We start from the raw sequence: 22,023 nt of genomic DNA on the forward strand, positions 1-22,023 counted from the left end.
AATCAGTTCACCTTTTAGGTATCAATATACTATCCAATAATCTTTCTCTGGCATATTATTTTATGTAGATGGTTACTATACATATGTTAATAAAGTTGCGTTGTTGGAGTTGACGGGCTGTATCCCGTCTTTGAAAAAGCTGGGATTAGCCCTTAATGCTCCTAAAATGTTTGAGTTTTTAAGCCATTGGCCGGATTTTAATAGGAGTATTTAAAAGGAGTATTTAAAAGGAGTATTTAAAAGGAGTAATTTGAATTGGGATGTCCCCTCAGGGAAATTCCCAACTCAGATTTTTAATGTCTTCCGGATGTCCCTTTATTCAAGCTTTCCGGTGTTTTTCCGGATCTGGTTGCTTCGGGGACCGGGAAAATGGTTTTTTTAGTATGTCCTTGCCACGTAGACCCTGGTTCCCGTTTCTTCTCCGCAGATCGGGCATTTTTCTTTGCTGTTCCCTTCCTGCTCAAGGGGGATTCCGAGGATTCCGGCTCCTATCTTATCTTCCATGGCAAGCCCGCAGTCCCTCTTGCCGCACCAGGGGATCGTGGCAACACCCTTCTGGATCTTTTCCTTTACTTCTTCCAGGTCGCTGCAGGCAAAGATGCGGCTCTCAAGCCCAGCTTTTGCTTTTTCGTAAAGGCTTTCGTGGATTGCCTCGAACCTGGAGAGTACTCCTGCCTCAATTTCCGGGAGGGGGATCTGCTCTTTTTCTCCGCTGTCTCTCCTGACTGCAACTGCCACATTGTTTTCCAGGTCGCGGGGGCCGATTTCAAGGCGGAGGGGTACGCCTTTCATCTCCCACCTGTAGTACTTTGCTCCGGGGCGCAGGTCGCTTGCATCTATTTCAACCCTGACTCCGGCTTTTCTCAGCCTTGCCTGGACATCTTTGCAGGCTGCAAGCACTTCTTCTGCTCCCTTCTTGAAGATGATCGGGATAATGACTACCTGCACAGGGGCGATTTCCGGGGGCAGGACCAGGCCTTTGTCGTCCCCGTGGATTGAGAGTGTAGCTGCAATGCACCTCTCGGAAATCCCGTAGCAGGTCTGGTGTGCATAGCGCTGTTCTCCGTCAGTGTCCTCATAGGTGATGTCGAAGGTCTTTGCAAAATTGTCACCCAGATGGTGGCAGGTCCCTACCTGAAGGGTCTTTCCGTCCGGCATCATGGCGTCGATGGCATCGGTGTAGTCCGCTCCGGGGAACTTGTCCCAGTCCGGCCTCCTGGAGCGGAGTATGGGGACTGCAAGCCTGCGGTAAATCTCGGTGTAGAGTTCCACTGCTTCCTTTACCTGGGCTTCGGCATCTTCCCAGGTGGCATGCACGGTGTGGGCTTCCTTAAAGGAAGTGATCTCCCTCAGCCGGATAAGGGGGCGGGTGTGCTTTGTCTCGTAGCGGAAGGTGTTTACTACCTGGTAGAGTTTGAGGGGGAAGTCTGCATGGGACCTGACCCATATCTTGTACATGGGGTAAATGGCAGTCTCACTGGTAGGGCGGAGGGCCAGGGGGACGTCCAGCGGGTCTTTTCCACCGTGGGTCACCCAGTATACTTCGTCCTCGAAGCCTTTTATGTGCTCGGCTTCTTTCATGAACTCATTTTCGGGGATGAGCAGGGGGAAGAGGGTTTCCTGGTGTCCGCTGTTGTCAAGGAGTTCCCGGATGATGCTATAGGTGCTCCTCCGAATGGCAAAACCGAAGGGGTACCATACATAGAGCCCCTTTACCGGGTAGCGGACGTCCATAATCTCGGCCATCCACAGGAGTTCGTTGTACCAATCGCTAAATTCCTCTTTTGGAGGGAGTGCTGCTTCTTTTTCGCTTTCTGCCATACCTTCACCGTATTATCGTGATATGAATTAATTCTTATGATAGGGTAATTTATGAAGGAGCTATAAGCATGTCCGGAATACTTATGTCATCCGGTCAGTTCCTTCTTTTCGGGGTGCATATGCATTTACTGAATTTCGGGCTTGCCGGCTCTTTGAGGGGCCTGAAAAGGAGGTTTTTCCGGGGTGTAACGTGCTTCAGCGGAGGTCTTTTTGTTTTCGGGTTCCTTTTTTCAGGACACTTTTTCCAGGACACTTTTTCCAGGACACTTTTTCCAGGACACTTTTTCCAGGATACTTTTTCCAGGATACTTTTTCCAGGATACTTTTCTCAGGTCCCTTTTTTCATGGCACTTTTCTCAGGTCCCTTTTTTCATGGCACTTTTCTCAGGATACTTTATACTTTACAGGCCAGTTACCGCTTTTACCTCTTGTTTTATGTGATAAATAGGGAGGTGAAAACTGGTTACTGTAAGCTGATATATGCAAGGTTGATTACTGTAAAATTGATAATGTAAACCTGATTATATGTGGCTAGTTTTCCTGAATTCCCGCCTGCATGTTTAAAATGTCGGAAAAAAAGAATTAGTTTCCTCCGAGGGGCTGGACCTCATCTGAAATGTCCAGTTCAAGTTCGGATTTGTCAACATCGAAAACGATCATTCCGGTGGTCAGGTTTTCGGTTTCCTCTTTTGAAAGCTTCGTAGCTATGGCTTTCTTTGAAATGATCGCGCTGTTTCCAAGGGGGTCTTCGATGATGACCGTGATCTTTCTCTTGCCTTCGAGCACTTCGTCGAGCATGCCAAGAAGCTCCTGGCTTCGGGCAAATTTCTCTTCTTCTTCCTGTACCCACTTGCTTGCGGTTATAAGGACGTTCTGGACCCTCTGGAGCACGCCTTCTATGTTCGTAACGTAAGAATCCGAAACCGTGCCTGGCTCGACGGTAATACCCATCTCGGGGATGCGGATTGTCCCTGAGGTTGAACGGATAACCCTGGCATCCAGGTCTTCCAGGCTTTCGACTGGCATTTCGTAGCGCATGGGCTCCTTGCTGGCAAGGATCATCGTATCGGCAAAGCGGAAACTGCACTCGCACTTTGCACTGATGTACATGACCTCTCCGAAATAGGGGATGTTATCCCTCTGCCAGTGCATCACCAGTTCTTTGTGACAGAGCGGGCAGGAGGCCCGTGTTTCAAAACTTTCCTGCTTAAAAAAATCCTGATTCAATATCTTCCACCAATGATTTTGGATCTGTCTATTTTTACGCCAGTCGGGGTAACGATTACAGTGTTTCCTTTAACGCCTGCGATGTCCCCGTGGACGTCAACAATTACATCTTTCAGCTCTTTTAAAACCCTATCCCTCATCAGGTCATCGCCTTTGATGTTTGCGATGTCAATTACCAGGATGTTCCCGTTGTAAATCTCCTGTTTAAGAACAGCTACCTGGCTGATGTTTGTTACTTCTGCAATTTTTATATAGGTCTCTGCAGGTTCGTCCTCCATAACTTCTTCATACTTGCTGAGGTCTATTTCCGTGTAATCATCAGCACTGGTCGTGCTTTTTACACTGCTGCCAAGGATTTTGTCTATGAGTTTTGCCATTTATGCACGCCTTTTGTATTTTTTTAAATTTGGATAGTACTGTCTATATTGAGATCTATATTAATTAATTTTGCTATTAAAAAGCAGCCCCAATTTCCTGTTTGGCAGAAGGTTTTTTTTCAGTTTCCTTTGCCGGGATACTCTTTTTGGGAGTGCCCGGTGTTTTTCCGGAAACATTTTAGATTTCCAGGCTCCAGATTTTGTCTCCCACGTAGGTGATTGACTTTACAGCCTTCCCTGAATCGGCTTCTACCATCTGCGGCCCGTCCATAAGGGCTTTTCCGATTGCAAGGGCTTTTCTATGGGTCTCTTCCACGATGATCACAAAATCCCCTTCCTTTATTTCAGGGTCAGCGTCAACGACTCCCGGGCTCATGATGTCAGCCCCGTTTGAGACAAAACGCACTGCACCTTTGTCCACGACTACAAGGCGCTGCTGCAGCCCCAGTTCCAGGGCTCCGCGTACAGTGGGGAAAAGCTGGCCCTCAATTTCAAAAAACAGGGGTTTGCCTCCTGCAAGGATGAGGGAAAATTCATCCGTATTGATCTTTTCGAAGACTCTGTCCGCAAGTCCGGACACGCTGTCCCCGAAGATGGATATAAGGTCTTTTACCATCTTGTTCTTCTCATTTTTCCTCAACTGACTTCTGGATTTTATCTTCAACCAATCACCTGATTCTTAAAAAGTCCTGCTTTATTTTATAGCATACATTTTCATAGCATACGTTTTGATTGCATACGTTTTCATAGCATACGGTTTTTGACCCTTTTAAAACTTGTGTGAAACCCTGTTTCCGGCAGGCAGGTTTTTCTTCCTCTGCTGTATTTTTCCTCTTCAGCCGGATTTTCAGGCTTTTTCATTCAAGCTTTTTTTCATTCTATCTTTACAAAAAGCATCGTAAGGAGTGCCAGGGCACTTCCCAGGAACACTTCTTCGTACCCGTATGTCCCGAGGAAGAGGCTGCCTAAAATCGGGACCATCCCCAGCCCTGCATAAATCCCGGTATTGAAAAGCCCCATAGTAAACCCGCTGGAGCTGATTCTGGAAACGGCTGTAACAAGTCCTACAACTGCAGCCCCTCCTCCGGCCCCTATCAGGGAAAACGCAAGCAATGGAGCTTTTACAGAGAGCAGGATTCCTGCAACTGCAAGGGTTATTCCCATCCTTATTACGTTTTTATACCCGGCATTTGTCCTGCCTGCTGCAAGGGAACTCAGCATTGCAGCCAGGTAGGAAGCCGAGATTGCAAGCCCCAGCTCCGGCTTTGACAGGAAGTCCGAACTGTATTCCGGGTAGCTGGCCGTCAGCAGGCCTGTTGTCCCGTAGAGGAGGACCGAAGTTCCCCAAATTTTTATAAACCGGCTTTCAAAGAAGATTTCCCTGGTTTTTTCCAGCTGCCTGCCCAGTTCGGAACGAAGAGGCTTTTCCAGAGGCTTTTTCGGCTCACCTAATTCTGCCCGGACTTTTCCTGTTGCGGATCTTTTTCTTCCTCCTGCCGGAAAGGAGATGAGCAGTTCCCTGGCTTCCAGTAAAAGGAAGGCAGAAGAAAACCCCGCAAGCAGCGTGAAAATTCCTATTGCGGTCTTGATCCCGAACTCGGCGAGCATCCCCGCAGAAAATACACCTGCAGCAAGCCCTGCATTTAACAGGAAATTAAACTCCCCGAGGCTCCGCTGGCTGTCTTTCCATTCCGCAAGCATGGAAAAGGCAGCAGGGAAAAAAGCCCCGCAGCCCATACCTTCCACAAACCTGGAGGCTCCAAGGACCCAGATGCTATCGGAAAAATAAATAGTGATGCCGGAAAGGGCTGTCAACAGGACTCCCAGGCCCACAACTTTCAGGTTTCCTATCCTGTCTGCCAGGACTCCGAAGGGGAGCAGGGTGAGAAATGCTCCAAGGAAATACCCTGAATAGAGCAGGTTTGAAGCCACGGCCGAGTTCCCTGTCCCGCTTCCCGCAAGTTCCGGAAGGATGGGAATCGCCGCATTGCAGAGCCCCTGGATCGCAAAGACTGAAGAATAGAGTATGAGTTTTCTGGAGTTCATGGTTTTTTCATTTTTATTTTTTTCCTGGTCGCCTATCTGACTTCTCGGTTTGCTGTCCGGTTTCGGGAATTTTGTCCTGTTTTTAGAAATGCTGTCCTGCTTTTGGAATTTATCCTATTCTGGAATTTGTCCTATTCTGGAATTTGTCCGGTTTTGGAAATGTTGTTCTGCTTTTGGAATAATTTTCTGGAAACTCCAGAAATCCCGGAAAATAAAAAGCTTACGCCGTTTTGTTGATATTCCGGTTTTCTTCGAAAATTCAGTTGCTTATGAAAACTCAGTCTCTTAAGAAAAATCAATTCCTTATGAAAAGAGTTCCTGCCAGGATAAGGCCGTTTGCAAGGAAGATCTCTTCAAAGCTCAGTAGGCCGGTGAAAAGTCCTGCTACGATTGGTGTCAGGGAAAGCCCTGCATATATGGAGGTGTTAAAGAGCCCCATTGCAAGGCCGCGGTCTGCGTCCATCCTGGCAACGGCAAGGGCAAAGCCGACAATCGCTATTCCTGAGCCTCCTCCCAGGCTGGAAAAGCCGAGTAGGGGGTAGTCGATGGCCAGGAGGGTCCCAAGGGCGGAAAATGCAATTCCGATCCTGATCATGCTCCACTCCCCTATTGCGAAGCGTCCAACTCCGAGAGACGTGATCATGGCGCAGACGTAGAGGCTTGCAATAGAGCTTCCGAGCTGGGCTTTTGTGAGGAGGCCTGCGCTGTAGTCGGGGTAGTAAGCTATCATGACCCCTACTGCCCCGTTCAGGAGGGTAGAGAGGATCCAGACCCTTGAATTACGGCCCCGCAGGAGCCTTTCAACTCCCCCGGATGCATGCCTGAAGATTTCTGCAAGTGAATCCGGCTCATTTCCTTTTACTGTCTTTCCCTGGCTGCCAGAGCCGACCAACTCCCTATGCCTGGACAGGAGGGGAAAAATCAATAGAAATGTCATAACCGTGAAAATGAAGATTGCTCCTTTCAGGTTGGTTCCTGCCAGGAGCCCGGAGAAGAGTGCACCTGCTGCAAGCCCTGCGTTGAAAAGGAAGGTAAATTCCCCCATGCGTCTTCCTGGGTCCCGGAACTTCGAAAGTGTGGCAAATGCAGCCGGGAAAAAGGCCCCGCATGCAGCTCCTTCCACAAACCTCGAAGCCAGGAGGACCAGGAGGTTTCCGGAGAGCAGGAGGGCCAGCCCTGAGCCTGCTGTAAGGAGAATCCCGAGCCCTATGAACCTGAGGTTCCCGAACCGGTCTGCCAGGATCCCGAAGGGCAGCATTGTGACAAGGGCTCCGAGAAAATAGCCGGAAAAGAGCAGGCTTGAAGCAAGGGCTCCGAAGGCTCCGTTGTCCTGGGCTGCAAGTTCCGGGAGGATCGGGATAACGGAGTTGGAAAGCCCCATAATTGCGAAAACTGCCGAATAAATCAAAAGCCTGTCAGGGTTCATGGAACTTACACCGGCTGATCGAGCAAATAATTTTTCATAATACTCTTTGAAAAATTCCTGTCTTTTTAGTGTTCTTTTGTCTGCAGTTTCTTCTCTTCAGGTATTTCTTTCTCAATTGACCCCTGTTTTGAATACCTTTCAAAGCTTAATTTATATTTTGGTAGGGGGAGTTATTAATCACATATGACAAAATGGGCATATTCTATGTAAATCTGGATATGTAAAATATCTACAATTCAAATCTATTATTTTATTTGACTGTATCGCCCATGATATTTTTAATATTATAATAGACCGAAGAAAATGCATAGCTATTTATATAATTAATTTGCATAGGATATGTTGTGAGCGGGAAACTTTTTTCACATACCATACCCCCCACTCCCCATATGACCCCCCACTCCCCAACCCGCTCACACTAATTATCTTTATTTTTGGAATTCTGGGGCCGGATTCCAGGTGCTTCTTTCCTTCCTGGTTTTTGTCCGTTTTTGTTTGCTTGTATCTGATTTTCCCGCTCTTGTCTTCGTTAACCTATACTGTTCCAACTATTCTATCCTGTTTTTAAGGCCCGGAGACATCAGATGACTTTCCCATACTTTTTCCCAGATTCTTTTTCACGTCTTTTTTCGGGTAGCCTGCTGCAAAAAACATTCTAATAATTTCATTTCTCTTTCGGTTTTAATTCCCTGTCAAAATTTGGACTGCTTCCTTGAATATATGTGAAAAGATATTCTCTTAAATGGCTATAAGGGTTTAATTATGTAGTCTCTTCCAGAATATATTATTCTAAATGAACTGCTGGATTGATTTTAATATATGTGGACCGGGGTATGGGGTGTCAAATGCAGGTCCATATGTTGAAAAATAAGGCTCTGCGTAATTCTGGCACCTGTGCACAAAAAGGTTTTTTCGGGAGCCAGGGTAAAAAAGAGAGTTAAGGGGGATGGCTGAACCCCGGGTTACAGGGTTCAGCGTCAACTCTTCCCTCCGAAAGCTTCGGCTCAGAAGAGCCCTTTGCCTATTATCAGGGAGGAGAAGAGGATTGCCGCCATGTTTACTACTTTGATCAGGGCGTTGAGTGCAGGCCCAGCAGTGTCTTTGAAGGGGTCGCCTACGGTGTCCCCGACTACTGCAGCTTTGTGAGCTTCCGAGCCTTTTCCGCCGTGAGCCCCGTCTTCAATGAGCTTTTTAGCGTTGTCCCAGGCCCCTCCGCCGTTGTCCATCATAAGGGCTAACATGAAACCTACGGCAATTATGCCTATCAGGAGTCCGGCAAGGGCTTTCGGGCCGAGGACCACTCCCACAACCAGGGGTATGATCACTGACAGGAAACCGGGCATTGCCATCTCATGGAGCGCTGCCCTCGTCACGATATCGACACAGTGTCCGTATTCGGGTTTTGCCGTTCCTTCCATGATCCCGGGAATTTCCCTGAACTGCCTCCTGACCTCTTTCACAACTTCAAAAGCAGCTTTTCCTACCGCGCTCATCGTCACCGCGCTGAAAACGAAGGGCAGCAGGGCTCCAAGTAAAAGCCCGACAAGCACGACAGGGTCGTCAAGGTTCAGGAACTGCCCATCGAGGTTTACCTTGCTGCGGTAGTCTGCAAAAAGTGCAAGTGAACCCAATGCAGCCGAACCTATGGCGTATCCCTTGGTAACTGCTTTTGTGGTGTTGCCTACGGCATCCAGGTCGTCCGTAACCTTCCTGACCTGGGCAGGAAGCTTTGCCATCTGTGCGATCCCTCCGGCATTGTCCGTGATGGGGCCGTAGGAGTCCAGGGCAACAATCATGCCTGTGGTTGAGAGCATTGCAACGGCTGCAATGGCAATCCCGTAAAGCCCTATGCCCGGGTCTGCTGCACCTCCCACGATGAAGTACGAGGCAAGGATTCCTACCACGATTACTACGGTAGGCAGGAGGGTGCTTTCAAAGCCTATGGACAGCCCGGAGATCATGTTGGTCGCAGCCCCTGTCTCTGAGGCGGCTGCGATGGTTTTCACGGGCCTGTATTTTGTGGAAGTGTAATATTCCGTGATAACCACCATAAACATCATAATGACGATGCCTACGATGGATGCATAGTAAAGCCTTATATCCCCCATCAGGGAGTCGGTTACGAAATAGAAGGCAACCAGGCTGAGAAGGGCAGAGCCGCCTACACCCTTGTAGAGGGCCCGCATGATATTCCCATCTTTTCCTATCTTCACAAAGAAGACGGATATGATGGATGCAAAGATTGCGACTGAGCCGAGCATCAGCGGGTAGAGGATGGCATTTTCGTATGTGCTGGCAATAAGGGAGCCCAGCAGCATGGCCGCCAGGGAGGTAACCACGTAGGTTTCGAAGAGGTCTGCTCCCATTCCTGCGCAGTCTCCCACGTTGTCTCCCACGTTGTCGGCAATAACTCCCGCATTCCTCGGGTCATCTTCGGGTATTCCCGCTTCAATCTTGCCTACGAGGTCGGCACCCACGTCCGCAGCTTTTGTGAAGATTCCTCCGCCGACTCTTGCGAAGAGGCTGATAAGGCTGGCTCCGAAACCGAAACCCACTACCAGGTCCACGTCCCCGTAGAGAATATAAAAGCCGCTTGTTCCGAGAAGTGCAAGTCCGACTACTGCAAGTCCTGTCACAGCCCCCCCGCGGAACGCAACAGACATTGCCTTTTCAAGTCCGCTTGAGGCGGCATGAGCCGTTCGGACGTTTGCCCGGACTGAAACGCTCATTCCAATATAGCCGGCAGCAGCCGAGCTTATGGCACCTGCAAGGAACCCGACTGCTATTTTCAGGCCATCATCAAGCAAAAAGAAAATAAGGAACGCGATAACGATCGAAACCACTGCGATCGTTTTGTACTGACGGTTTAGGTAAGCCATGGCCCCTTCCTGAATTGCTCCGGCTATCTCCTGCATTCTTTTGTTGCCGGCATCTTCCTTCAGGACGCTTTTTGCGAAAAAAGCAGCAAAGGCCAGGCTTATAAAGCCTGCTAAAGGAGCAATAAATATTAAAGCTTCCATAAAATTCTTATCCTTTGTTTTTAGTAATTATTTACTTTTGCATATTTTTTACATCCCTTCAAAATTCCTATCCTTTAGCTTTAATTTTCCTCTCATTTTCTCCTGTATTTATAAAATTATTATTTTCACACATATATTTATCTAATATAATAATAATTGCGTATGTCATTTTAGGATTATTCTTTATGTCAAAGCCTCACTTTTGACGAACGCGTAAATAATTATTTTTTATATAAACTTTTGTATCAATTTGCCGAATAGGAGGTTAATACGGTTTCTTTTAAAACGGTGATTTTTTTCACTTTACTGGTTGTGAACACACTCCTTTTTTTCTCCGGATAGGGTAGCTCGAGTGCATTATTACCGATATTTCCTCAATATTTTTCCCGATATTTTTTGTTTTAACTCTCTTCTATTGAGCGCCCCGCTTCCCGAAAAAAATGCCTGATTGCTCTGTAATTTTGCCTGTGACTTTTGCCAAATCTAGATATTTATATATACAATTAGCTAGGTAACAAGTTACCGCATTCTTCCGTTTTGGGGGAATCGGGGTTCTTCGTCCTGTATGCATCCGTAAGAACTTTCTCAAGGACAAACAAGCAACAAAATAGAAAGTTAATAGAAAGGCAATAGATAATACATTAGAAAGTCAGTAGAAATACAACAGAAATTCAGTAGAAATACAACAGAAGTAAGTAAAAATACAATAGAAAGTCGGTAGAAATCCAATTGAATGACAAAATGTGTCCTGTAGATTGAAAATCCCGCAAATTATAAAATTAATTAAATACTAATGTCAAGTAGGTTTATATAACATAATTGTAACTACGTCTGTGCTCACGGTAAAATATTCGGTGCCACGATATATAATATGGCCAAATTTATTATTCACAAAAGTACTTCGGAGTATTAAATAACCCAAAAAAATTTCTGATATAGTTTTTCGGCAGGATGGTTGAACTTATGGATATGTTAATCTACCTTGCACCAATATGTGCCCTTATTGGTCTGATTTTTGCAGGTATATCCTATAAAAATGTCCAAAAAGAAGGCGAAGGTAATGATCTAATCAAAAAAATAACTGCGGCAATCCACGGTGGGGCCATGGTCTACCTTAACAGGCAGTACCGTGCAATCGCTGTTTTTGTCGTTTTACTTGCAATTATAATTGCATTAATTCTGCCAAATGGGCTCCTCACTGCTTCATGTTTCGTTCTTGGTGCAGTGCTTTCCGCAACAGCTGGATATATAGGAATGCTCACAGCTACTATTGCGAATGGAAGGACCGCAAATGCTGCCACAAGGGGTATTGGTCCGGCTTTTAAAGTTTCATTTGCATCCGGTACTGTTATGGGAATGAGTGTAGTAGGCCTCGGCCTCTTTGGTCTGTCAATTTCCTTCATATTCCTTGCAAACACTTTTACAGACCTGGATTTACTCACCACTGTGAACATTGTTGCAGGCTTTTCTCTCGGAGCTTCATCTATTGCTCTCTTTGCCCGTGTTGGTGGCGGAATCTTTACCAAAGCTGCTGATGTCGGTGCAGACCTTGTAGGAAAAGTCGAAGCCGGAATCCCGGAAGACGACCCTAGAAACCCGGCTGTAATTGCCGACAACGTCGGAGATAATGTCGGAGATATTGCAGGAATGGGTGCCGACCTCTATGAATCCTATGTAGGTTCGATCCTTGCAACAATGCTTCTTGCAGCATCAACCGCAGCAACTACTTTCCCTAACGTCCCGGTTGAGAACGTTATTCTGGTTCCGCTGATTATTTCAGCTGTCGGAATTCTCGCATCTATTGTCGGTACTTTTTTTGTACGCACAAACAAGACCGAGTCTTCTGCAATCCACATGGCATTTAATGCGGGGTTGATTGCTGCAATCGTTCTTGCAGTCGTTGCATCATACTTCGTTACAGACATGCTTCTTGGGGACTACGGGTTAAAGGTCTTCTTTGCAACAGTTGCAGGACTTATCTCAGGTTTCCTCATCGGTCAGATCACTGAGTACTACACATCATATGATAGAAAGCCGACTCTCCGGATTGCAAATTCCTGTTCAACCGGCTCAGCTACAAACATCATCACAGGTTTTGCAAAAGGAATGGAATCGACTATCTGGCCTGTTATCATTATCAGCATTACAATCTACATTGCATTCCAGCTCGCCGGCCTTTACGGTATAGCTATTGCAGCCGTGGGAATGCTTGCAACCCTCGGGATTTCTCTCTCCGTCGATGCATACGGCCCTGTGGCTGACAATGCAGGAGGCATTGCCGAGATGTCCCACCAGAAAAAAGAGGTTCGTGAGATCACCGACACTCTCGATGCGGTAGGAAACACTACGGCAGCTATCGGCAAAGGCTTTGCAATCGGCTCGGCAGCTCTCACCGCACTGGCTCTTTTTGCCTCATACGGTATTGCAGTCGGTCTCGAGGCAATCGATGTTATGAACCCCAATGTATTCATCGGGCTTACCATCGGTGCAATGCTTCCGTACCTCTTCTCCTCAATGACCATCCTTGCTGTCGGAAATGCGGCAGGTGAAGTGGTAGTTGAAGTGAGGAGACAGTTTAAAGAGATCGCAGGCTTAATGGAAGGCAAAGCAGACCCTGATTATGGCAAGTGTATTGCAATCTCAACCCACTCTGCCCTGAAAGAGATGATTGCACCCGGTGTTCTTGCCGTTATTGCACCTCTTTTAGTTGGACTGGTACTTGGTCCCGGCGCACTTGGCGGACTCCTTGCAGGTTCCGTGGTTTCAGGTTTCATGCTTGCAATCACAATGTCTAACGCCGGTGGGGCGTGGGACAATGCAAAGAAGTATATTGAACTCGGAAACTTCGGTGGAAAAGGCTCCGATGCCCACAAAGCAGGTGTCACTGGCGACACCGTTGGAGATCCTTTCAAGGACACAGCAGGTCCGGCAATCAACATCCTCATTAAGCTCATGAGCATTGTGGCTGTTGTGTTTGCACCCCTGTTTATGTGATTTCCCCGAATTTCCTTTTTTTATTTTTTTTATTTTTTAACTCGTGGCCTGATATGCTCTTTGAGTTCTTCTTTTTTGAGTTCTTCTTTTTTGAGTTCTTCTTTTTTGAGTTTTCCTATACTTATGTTCCTTTTTTCCGATATTTTTTCCCGATATTTCCTTTATTTTCCGATATTTTGTTTGCTCAAGGTTCTTCGGCAGGTACTGTGTCCTTTGTGCCCCGGGCACTGTACCTTTTTTGTATTTTCTTGCATTCCTGTTTTTCAGATATTTCCGATATTTCGTTTGCTCAAGGTTCTCCGGCAGGTGCCGTGCCCTTTGTGCCCTGGGCACTGTAACCTTTTTTGCTCTTGTTCTATTGCATTCCTATTTTCAGGCATTCTCGATATTCTATTTCGTTTGCTCAAGGTTCTTCGGCAGGTACTGTGCCCTTTGTGCCCTGGGCACTGTACCTTTTTGCTCTTTTGTTTTCTTTTGTGGTCCGGATTTCAAAAATATCCGGTTTTCAGAGGGTTCGAAAATCCCGGTTATAGCTAAGGCTCTTTTACGTAACTGAGCGATCCCGTTCTATAGCTCAAGCTCTTTTACGTAACCCGGTGATTTCCTTTCCATAGCTCAAGCTCTTTTACGTAACCAGGCGATTCCCGTTCTACAGCCCAAGCCCTTTTTCGTAATCCGGCGCTTCCGTTCTATAGCTCAAGCTCTTTACATAACCAGGGATAAAAATCAGGAACAAAAATCATAGCATTAGCTTTTCGTCCCGTCCTGTCCCATAGGCAAGCCTCATGCCTTATAACATCTGATAAATTATTCACACACGATTTTTATTCACACACGATGGTTGTTTACACACGATGGGTTTTTAAGTATCGAAACTCCAAAATAGGAATACACTTTCCTATTTGATAATAATGTCTTAAAAACTTTTCGCTTTGCATCTTCTATCTTATGGAACTTATTTGTGTTATTCAAATACATTTTTTAAATCTATTTTCCACTTCTTAATAAGGGTTTTAATTCCACAGGCAGGAGTCTCTTCTCAAAAACCCGGGCTTTTAGACGAAGGTTTTAGGGATGGTAGTTCGCTCGACAAATCTAAAATTTTTATTTTGTAATCTGTAAACTGCCTGAGTGAGGATGTCCTGCAGTACTTCTGTATGGAACAAAAACGAGTGATCGGGAGAGCGGCCGCTCAGAAATGGGGGCAGATGAAGTTGATTGAAAAACTCAATACCTTTTTTACTTCCTCTGATTTTCGTTTCACTCCAGAATGAGCTGTGTCGAATTGTCAGAGGTATGGTTGTATTGCCTGTATGTTATTCCCTTCGAGGTGCAACATATCAAATAGGGATAGCCTCTCTTGTGGGCAGGGCAATCTGCAAAAAATCGGTTTCGGAATAAACCTGTTTTGGAAAAAACCTGTTTCGCATGAATGGGTGGGTGTGCGCTCAGTTCACACCCCTTACCTGGAGCAGCTGGAACTCTATTTCTTCCGGGACCGTGGCCAGGAAAACAAAGGTGTTGTACCCCAGCTTCTGGACTTCTTTGATTGCATTTGCCTGGGTTTCGTTAAGGTCTTTTGAGTCGCTAACGATGCAGAAAGACTTTCTGTTTCCTGTGTGGACCAGGAAGTTAAAGATGCTGGCATGAGTGTTAAGGAAGGCTACCAGGTTTTTCAGTTCGTCCCAGGTACTGCACATATGGATGTTCTTGGACCCCATATTTTCCACGTACCAGTCCTTGCTCACGTAGGAATAGGATGCATACTGTTCGTTCAGCTCGTCGTAGGCTTTGAGGATTTTATTGACATCTTTTCTGAGGTTCAGCCATTTCCAATTCTGCGTTGTGAAATAGCGGGCTGCTACAATCTCGAAGATTGCCTGCTTGTCTTCAGGTTCGATTTTCATTTTCACACTTCCACATTCTGTCCGGCTTTAAACCGGGATTATCCAGTGGGGAGAGCATGGTCCTGCCAGGGCTCAGAATACATCGTCCTGGGCGTAGCTCCTGTTAAAGCGCAGGGCCAGTTCGGCTTTTTCAAGTTCCCTTCCCAGGTATGCCGCATGGTCCAGGCGGGATACCAGCTTAAGTTCGAGTAGTGTGTCCATTACCTCCCGTGCACTCTTTCCTGCCACGGAAGCTTTTTCATGTTCGGCAACGATCAGTCCCCCTGTCCCCTGGACAGTGTCGGGGGCAATCCATATCCTGATAGGGCCTGCCGGGTCCACCCGCCAGTTTTTTCCGGCTTTTGCCTCAATCACATTTTCCGGAAGAGGCCTATCAGGGCGCCTGCGTTTTTCCTTGATGCAGAGGAGGTCGAGCCCCAGGTCCTTGGGGGTACTTTCCCGAATCCCGGAAAGCTGCATCATCTCGGAAGCCGTTTTGAGTTCCCGGATAGAACCCTGGGCCTTGTCGCTGAACTCGGGAGTAAAGAGGATGCTTGCTCCCACCTCTGCTCCGATTCCGCAGAGGGCGGCATTGACTCCTATTGTGTCCACGTCCATGAGTTCTGTTACGTTACCCACCCCGAAGAAGACCGGGATTTCGGGGTACAGGCTGTGGAATTCCCGGTAACGCACTATTGATTCCGTAATTCCGTGTCCCACAGGGTCCAGGACCGGGTCTGCAATAATTTTTTTAATTCCCAGGGAGCGGGCGGCTTCGATGTTCCGGACCAGGCTTTCCAGGCTTTCTCCTTCGTCCGGGATCACCACGGCTGCAGCTTCCGAATCAGCCACGAAGGGGCCTGCGCTTTCCATGTTTGTCCCGTTCAGGCTTAAGACCAGGTCGGCTCCTGCTTCGATTCCTTCCCTGATTAGCTCCGGGTTAAGGGTGTCTATGCTTACGGGGGTTCTTGTCAGGGCTTTTGCCAGGGAGACGGCCTTTCTCGCTTGCCCTGGTTTGGTGTTAAGGGAAGCTCCAAGGTCGATTATATCTGCCCCACGGGCGATAAAAGCTTCGATTCTTTTTTCCAGGGCCGAAGGGTCCAGCTCTGCAGCTCCCACGATTTCTCCCATTACTTTCATGCGTGCCCCTCCTCCCAGTTTTATCCCTCCGAGGGTAAGGAGTGGGTGAGCAGCAGCTTCGGCTTCCCTGATAAGCCGGAAGGCCATCTCCTTCCTTACGTCGGCAAGGAGTTCACAGGCCGGGACTGTTTCGGAAAACTCCACACCCCCCGCAAAAGGGAGCACAAATCCCAGGTCATATGCGTGCTTCGGGCCCAGCCGGATTTTGCATCCCAGCTTTTCCGAGGCCTTTGAAAAATCCCCTCCTACAAGCCCGGGCAGCAGGACCAGGTCGATTTTTTTTGGAAAATTTCCAGCATGAAAAGCCTCTATAAGCTTTCCGGGGGTGATGAAGGCGGCAATGTCAATGTCCGCAATAAGCACGTCGGCTTTATCTCCAACGGCTTTCCTTACGGTATTTTCTGCAAGCCGCCCGGTTGCAATCAAAATATTCATGTTTTTTAGATAGAACCTCTGATAAAAAAGAGTATCTGTTCAGGGGCTTATGTGTTCACGGGAAGTCATAAAAAAGGTAATCTATTCTCGGAACACACGATAAAAATGAGATCCGATCCCATCACAGATGAAAAGTAATCTAATCACACTACCGGCAAAAAAGGGATCTAATCAGACACACCTATAAAAATGAGATCTGCCGACAAGTCACTGAAAAAAAGACGATCTAACCTGAGAATCACTGAAAAAATGTATCTGTTCAGAGAAGAACCCGGGTTTTTCCATCTGCAGTAAACCCCCTCCTTTTAACATCAGGTCCTGCTTTTCTGCGTTTTTCCGGAGAAAAGCCTGAGGGGGCCCGGCCCTGCAGGGTCCCGGGCTTATCTGAGCTTATTTTAGTTTATGAAGTCAATGATCGAGTTGTCCTGCCTTTTTCTTATGGGTTCGGACATTTCTCCCCTTCGGCTTGAGGGGGTCATTTTCCCGAACTTCTTCGCCTGAAAGGATTCCGAGTCGCTTCTGGACTCAAGGATCCCTGCCCCTACCTGAGGTCCCAGGATCTGGGCAGACTGGACGCCTGTCATAATTGCCATTACCCGGACCTTTCCTTCATAGTCGTCCCTGATCCTTGCGCCCCAGATGACGTTTGCGCTGGTGGAAAGCTCGTATGTGAGCATGGAGGCTATTTCCTCGGCTTCCTTGAGGCTCAGGTCTGGCCCGCCGGTGACGTGCACAAGGCTTCCTGTTGCGCCCTTGTAGTCGACATCAAGCAGGGGGTGGTTAAGGGCAGTCCGCACCACTTCAGTGCTCTTGTCCTGGCTCTTTGATTCCCCTACGAGCATTACGGCAACGCCGCCGCAGCTCATAATGGTCCTTATGTCGGCGTAGTCAAGGTTGATCAGGGAAGGCACGGTAATGGTTTCTGTAATGCCTTTTACGGTTTCGGCAATAAGCTGGTCCATGACAGAGAAGGCCTGGTCAATGGGAAGGTTCGGCACGTAGTTAAGCAGCCTGTTGTTGTCCAGGACGATAACTGTGTCTGCTGCCCGGCGCAGGTCTTCTAAGCCTTCTTCGGCCTTGAAGATACGTGCCCTCTCAACCCTGAAGGGGCTTGAGACCATGCCCACAACGATTGCTCCCTGCTCCTTTGCAACTTCTGCAACCACGGGGGCAACGCCGGTCCCGGTACCTCCACCAAGCCCTGCGGTAACGAATACGAGGTCAACGTCTTTTAACACTTCTTCAAGGGTGCCTCTTGCAAGTTCTGCAGCTTTCTTCCCGGTTTCGGGGTAGCCGCCTGCTCCAAGGCCTCTTGTGAGGGTTTTTCCCACAAGGATCTTTTTATCGGCCCTTACGTTGTCCAGGTGCTGCTTGTCCGTGTTGATACAGACGGTCTCCGCACCTTCGATTCCGATGTTATAGAGCCGGTTTACAGTGTTGTTCCCGGCACCCCCGCACCCTACGATCATGATTCTCGGCTGCCCGAACTCTTCCAAATCTTCATCGGATGCCGCGTTTTTTCGGAATTCCTTCTCCTTTTCGCTGAATTTCATAGCTTCCTGTACTATAGATTGCAATTCATCCCCTCGGCTGGATTACTTTGTCTATCTAGTCAAAATTTTTTTCCTTTTCTTTGACTCCCCACCCTATTTACACAGGGGGTCACGTATTTGCCACATTTTGAGCGAAATTTGAGAGATAACTGTCTAAACATCAAGAATGATTTTTATACGTTATCTTTAATAACCTGCTACTCTACTGAACTTAAATATTTTGGACATATTTAAGGACTATACTTAATTTGTATATCAAGTTTAAATATGTCACTCATAAAATTTATATACTTATCTTTTCCTGGTAATCTGTCTCCTTATTTTTGAGGACAAAGAGCAGGAAAATTGCCGTAAGGTTTATATGCATTTGTCGAAAACTTTCTTCTGAATACCTTTTTTATAAGGAAAGTTAACCTTATTATACGGGTCAGGGCAAATTTTTTTGCTCGATGTTATCAGCTTTTTTGCTGGACATTTACGTACTATTATTATTCCCTGCCTGTGTTCTCACTATATTAACAATTTCATTTAAGAAGTCCGGTTAGTGTAGAATATTCAATCCGGAATTTTAAATTTTAATGAGATTGTTAATATTATTATCTCTATTTTAAATGGACACCTTCCCTTAAAATCTTTTTCGGTGCCGGTCAAATATTTTGGGTCTCCTGTTCAATTTTCGGGGCAAAATCACTTTTCATTTATTCTGATGAAATAAACCATTTATTTAGTAAGGAACTTTTAATTTTCTTTTATTGTTTTATTGCATTTTTTGTTATATTGTACTTTGCTTTTTTTCTTATGTGTTTTTTGTTATTATGTTTTGTTTTTTTGTTTGTTTTGTTTTTGTTTGTTCTTTGTTGTTCATGCTCAGGGAATTTTGAAAGGGGTATTCAGAATATGAATATTTTCTTGCTTTTTTTGTGATTTCGGGAAAACTTTAAACCTGAAAAGCCATTCTTACCTGAGTTCTTAACCCGGTCTGTTTTCAATCAGGCCTGAATACAGTAAAAATCCAAATTCTTTCACTCAATTCCAATTCTTTCACTCAATTCCAATTCTTTCACTCAATCCCAATTCTTTCACTCCGGAGTCAGAAACGTGTTAAAAGCGTTAATTTTTGATATGGATGGGGTCCTTGTGGATTCCATGCCCTTCCACGCTGCAGCCTGGAAAAGGGCTTTTCTTGAAATGGGCATGGTAATCCAGGACGAGGACATCTATGCGATTGAGGGGTCAAATCCCAGGTCCGGCCTGCCCCTGCTCATCAGGAAAGCTGAAAAAGACCCCGAAGCCTATGATTTTGAGGCAATAACCGCAATCTACCGGCGGGAATTCAACAGGATATTCGAGCTTAAAGCCTTCGAGGGGATGGAAGAATGCCTGAAGGTCCTGAAGGGCCGCTTCCTCCTCTCCCTGGTCTCGGGTTCGGACCGTTCGATTGTCCACGGGATCGTGAGCCAGCTTTTTCCCGGCGTTTTCGATGCCGTGGTCACCGGCGATGACGTGCTCAATGCAAAACCTCACCCTGACCCATTCCTGAAGGCCGTCGAACTCCTGCAGGTCAGAAAGGAGGAGTGCGTAGTTATAGAAAATGCCATTTTAGGGGTAGAGGCCGCAAAAAGGGCGGAATTGTATTGCATCGGGGTCCCCACGTACATAGATGGTTCCCTGCTGGACAGGGCTGACCTTGTTGTCGGTGACCACAAAAAACTCCTTTCCCATCTCCTGGGCCTGGAATCTGCAACCGAAGTCCGGCCCTGATAAATAGCCGTCACTTACTTTTTTGTGGTCCCTTCTGAATCGGTTGACATTATTCCGAAATATCCGGAAATGGCACCTCATTAACCTTTTTTCCTGCACCGTACGCAACTGCAGCCAGCTTTCCAGCCAGAAAATAAAAAAAATAAAGGCCGAACCTATCCGGTTGAAGCTATAATATTGTTAGAACCCTTGCTAAAGCAGAAACTCAAAAACATTATTTTGAAACTCGAAACTCGGAAAAAGAAACTCGGAAAAAGAAATCTCGAAAACAGAAATCTCGAAAACAAAAAATGGAAAAAAGAAAGGTGTGGACCTCCGGGGGAGGTCACAGCAGTCTTACGGTTTCCAGGTTTGTGAGGGCCCGGGTCTCGATCTTCAGTTTCTTGTAAATCGAGCTTGCAAGGTCCACACAGGCTTTTTCGTCCCCGTGTTCTGTGAACACCCTTTCGGGGCGGGGCTGCATTCTCTTGACGTATTCCATGAGCTGTTTCCGGTCGGAGTGGCCAGAGAAACCGTCCACGACCTGTACGTCCATGTTCATCTTGAGGACTTCCGTGCTGCCGTTCCTTCCTGTCATGGGGATTTCTTTCCATCCCTTCTGGATGCGGCGCCCGGTGGTTCCGTCAGCCTGGTAGCCGACAAAGACCAGGGTGTTTCTAGCGTCCTCGGCAAAAGCCTTGAAGTAGTCCATGACCGGGCCTCCGTTCATCATCCCTGAAGTGGAGAGGATGACGCAGGGGTGCGGGTTCTGGATGATCTTCTGGCGCATCTCGTGGGAGTCCACGGGCTTGAAACACTCGGCGAGGAAGGGGTTCTGGCCCTTCTGGAAGATCAGTTTCCTCAGGTCGTTATTAAGGTATTCGGGGTGAGTGGCGTGGATTGCCGTCGCTTCCCATATCATCCCGTCCAGATAGACCGGGACTTCAGGGATCACTCCTTTCCTTATGGACTCCTCGAGCACGATCATGACTTCCTGGCTCCGGCCCACTGCAAAAGCCGGGATAAGGACAAGCCCGCCGCGCTCCACGGTTTCCTTAACAACATTCTGCAGGTGCCTCTCGGCATCCTTCAGGGCTGGCTGGAAGGCGTTCGAGTTGCCGTATGTGGCTTCCGAGATTACTGTTTCGACTCTCGGGAACCTGTTGACCGCCGGGTCGAAGAGCCGGGTCTTTTCGTACTTGTAGTCTCCGGTGAAAACCACATTGTGGAGCCCGTCCCCTATGTGGAAGTGGGAAATTGCCGAGCCCAGGATGTGGCCTGCGTTGTGGAAGGTCAGCTTGATATCCGGGGCGATGTCCGTGACTTCCTCATAGTCCAGGGGAATAGTGTGCTTGAGGGTCTTTACGATCATGCCTGACTCGTAGGGAGTCTTCTTTCCTTCTTTTGCTGCCACGTCGATGTAGTCCAGCTGGAGAAGCACCATCAGGTCCCTGGTGGGAGGGGTGCAGTAGACAGGTCCGTCATACCCGTACTTGAAAAGCAGCGGGACCAGGCCCTGGTGGTCCAGGTGGGCGTGGGTTACGACCACGGCATCGATCTGGTTTAAGGGGAAAACTTCGGGGACATAGAGGTAAGGTGTCATGTTTTCGTCGGACCCTACGTTGACCCCACAGTCAATCAGGATCCTGGATTCAGGGGTAGAGAGCAGGAAGCAGCTCCGCCCGACTTCTTTGCACCCCCCAAGGGAAGTTACCCTGACCCACTGGTCTTTTGAGGTACACTCCCTGTGGATTTTCCTCCCCACGGTTTTCAGGATTTCCTTTCTTTCCTTGAGGTTGTTCCTCATGAGTTCCCTGATATTTTTCACTGTACGGGACTTTATGGGCGGGGTCCGGGCAACTTTTGGAATCCAGCCGATCTGTTTTGTGATCTCCCGGAGGGTAGCCCCATGCTTTCCGATAACCAGGCCCGGCTTTTCCGCTTCGATAATTACTTCTCCGGAATCGGGATCAAAATAGTAACTTGAAATTACGGATTCTTTCGGAACAACTTCTTCGATTATAGAAATAGAGTCTTCAGGAGTTGCAAGCACCCTCGGGTCCGGACGCATGGCGATGCGTGTCCGGAGTTCCTTTGCCAGGTTACGGATAATATTCCCATCGTCAGCGAACTTGCGGGGCTCTTCGGTGTACAGCACAAGCTGCGGCCCTTCAAATTCCACGTCGGTGATTGTAACCCCTTCGGGTAGGTTTTTCTCAATTTTCTTTTTGAGGTCTAATAGCACGTCTTCAATAGGCATCAGGAATCTTCCTTTTTGTCAAAAAATCAAAAAATATCTGGATGGTGAAAAAAATATGTTAAAAAGGTGTTAGTTTATATTTTAAAATAAAAAACCAA

The 22,023-nt window shown here is 47.3% G+C and carries 14 protein-coding genes; 2 read left to right on the plus strand and 12 right to left on the minus strand.

The window, feature by feature from the left end:
- Nucleotides 1-378 precede the first annotated feature (378 nt).
- The 7 genes from proS to FTO70_RS16535 form a co-directional block, all read right to left on the minus strand.
- A complete protein-coding gene (proS, locus tag FTO70_RS16505) occupies nucleotides 379-1,821 on the minus strand; it encodes a proline--tRNA ligase (protein WP_255336870.1) in 1,443 nt (480 codons plus the stop codon).
- A gap of 582 nt (nucleotides 1,822-2,403) precedes the next feature.
- Complete coding sequence (locus FTO70_RS16510) at nucleotides 2,404-3,048, minus strand: ZPR1 zinc finger domain-containing protein (protein WP_255336871.1); 645 nt, start codon at nucleotides 3,046-3,048, stop codon at nucleotides 2,404-2,406.
- Nucleotides 3,045-3,425 carry a cell division protein SepF gene (gene sepF, locus FTO70_RS16515; RefSeq protein WP_255336872.1) on the minus strand — a complete coding sequence of 127 codons (381 nt, stop codon included), beginning with the start codon at nucleotides 3,423-3,425 and terminating at the stop codon, nucleotides 3,045-3,047. Before sepF ends, FTO70_RS16510 begins: the two co-directional genes overlap by 4 nt.
- Nucleotides 3,426-3,603: 178 nt before the next feature.
- Entirely contained in the window at nucleotides 3,604-4,089 is a 486-nt protein-coding gene (locus FTO70_RS16520) for an RNA-binding protein (RefSeq protein WP_255336873.1), read from the minus strand.
- Nucleotides 4,090-4,298: 209 nt separating this feature from the next.
- Nucleotides 4,299-5,471, minus strand: coding sequence for an MFS transporter (locus tag FTO70_RS16525; RefSeq protein WP_255336874.1), 1,173 nt, complete (start codon nucleotides 5,469-5,471; stop codon nucleotides 4,299-4,301).
- Between the two features lie 295 nt (nucleotides 5,472-5,766).
- Nucleotides 5,767-6,897 (minus strand): MFS transporter, encoded by a 1,131-nt coding sequence (locus tag FTO70_RS16530; protein ID WP_255336875.1) that lies wholly within the window; start codon nucleotides 6,895-6,897, stop codon nucleotides 5,767-5,769.
- 1,004 nt (nucleotides 6,898-7,901) lie between these two features.
- Complete coding sequence (locus tag FTO70_RS16535) at nucleotides 7,902-9,917, minus strand: sodium-translocating pyrophosphatase (protein WP_255336876.1); 2,016 nt, start codon at nucleotides 9,915-9,917, stop codon at nucleotides 7,902-7,904.
- 963 nt (nucleotides 9,918-10,880) lie between these two features.
- Between FTO70_RS16535 and FTO70_RS16540 the strand changes: the two genes are divergently transcribed.
- On the plus strand, nucleotides 10,881-12,911 hold the full coding sequence (locus FTO70_RS16540) for a sodium-translocating pyrophosphatase (protein WP_255336889.1): 2,031 nt from the start codon (nucleotides 10,881-10,883) through the stop codon (nucleotides 12,909-12,911).
- Nucleotides 12,912-12,947: 36 nt separating this feature from the next.
- On the opposite strand, the gene FTO70_RS16545 is transcribed toward FTO70_RS16540, so the two are convergent.
- The 4 genes from FTO70_RS16545 to ftsZ all read right to left on the minus strand — a co-directional run bounded on the left by FTO70_RS16545 (nucleotide 12,948) and on the right by ftsZ (nucleotide 17,949).
- The gene (locus FTO70_RS16545; protein WP_255336877.1) at nucleotides 12,948-13,244 is read right to left on the minus strand and encodes a hypothetical protein; all 297 of its coding nucleotides are present in this window, start codon (nucleotides 13,242-13,244) and stop codon (nucleotides 12,948-12,950) included.
- Between the two features lie 1,115 nt (nucleotides 13,245-14,359).
- The gene (locus FTO70_RS16550; RefSeq protein ID WP_255336878.1) at nucleotides 14,360-14,818 is read right to left on the minus strand and encodes a hypothetical protein; all 459 of its coding nucleotides are present in this window, start codon (nucleotides 14,816-14,818) and stop codon (nucleotides 14,360-14,362) included.
- Between the two features lie 72 nt (nucleotides 14,819-14,890).
- Nucleotides 14,891-16,372 (minus strand): dihydropteroate synthase-like protein, encoded by a 1,482-nt coding sequence (locus tag FTO70_RS16555; RefSeq protein ID WP_255336879.1) that lies wholly within the window; start codon nucleotides 16,370-16,372, stop codon nucleotides 14,891-14,893.
- A 395-nt stretch (nucleotides 16,373-16,767) separates the two neighbouring features.
- A complete protein-coding gene (gene ftsZ / locus FTO70_RS16560; RefSeq protein WP_255336880.1) occupies nucleotides 16,768-17,949 on the minus strand; it encodes a cell division protein FtsZ in 1,182 nt (393 codons plus the stop codon).
- 1,074 nt (nucleotides 17,950-19,023) lie between these two features.
- Between ftsZ and FTO70_RS16565 the strand changes: the two genes are divergently transcribed.
- Complete coding sequence (locus tag FTO70_RS16565; RefSeq protein WP_255336881.1) at nucleotides 19,024-19,686, plus strand: HAD family phosphatase; 663 nt, start codon at nucleotides 19,024-19,026, stop codon at nucleotides 19,684-19,686.
- 325 nt (nucleotides 19,687-20,011) lie between these two features.
- Here FTO70_RS16565 and FTO70_RS16570 read toward each other — a convergent pair whose 3' ends face one another.
- Nucleotides 20,012-21,925 (minus strand): beta-CASP ribonuclease aCPSF1, encoded by a 1,914-nt coding sequence (locus FTO70_RS16570; protein ID WP_255336882.1) that lies wholly within the window; start codon nucleotides 21,923-21,925, stop codon nucleotides 20,012-20,014.
- Nucleotides 21,926-22,023: the final 98 nt, after the last annotated feature.

It is taken from the genome of Methanosarcina sp. KYL-1, from assembly GCF_024372725.1.
Taxonomy (GTDB): Archaea; Halobacteriota; Methanosarcinia; order Methanosarcinales; family Methanosarcinaceae; genus Methanosarcina.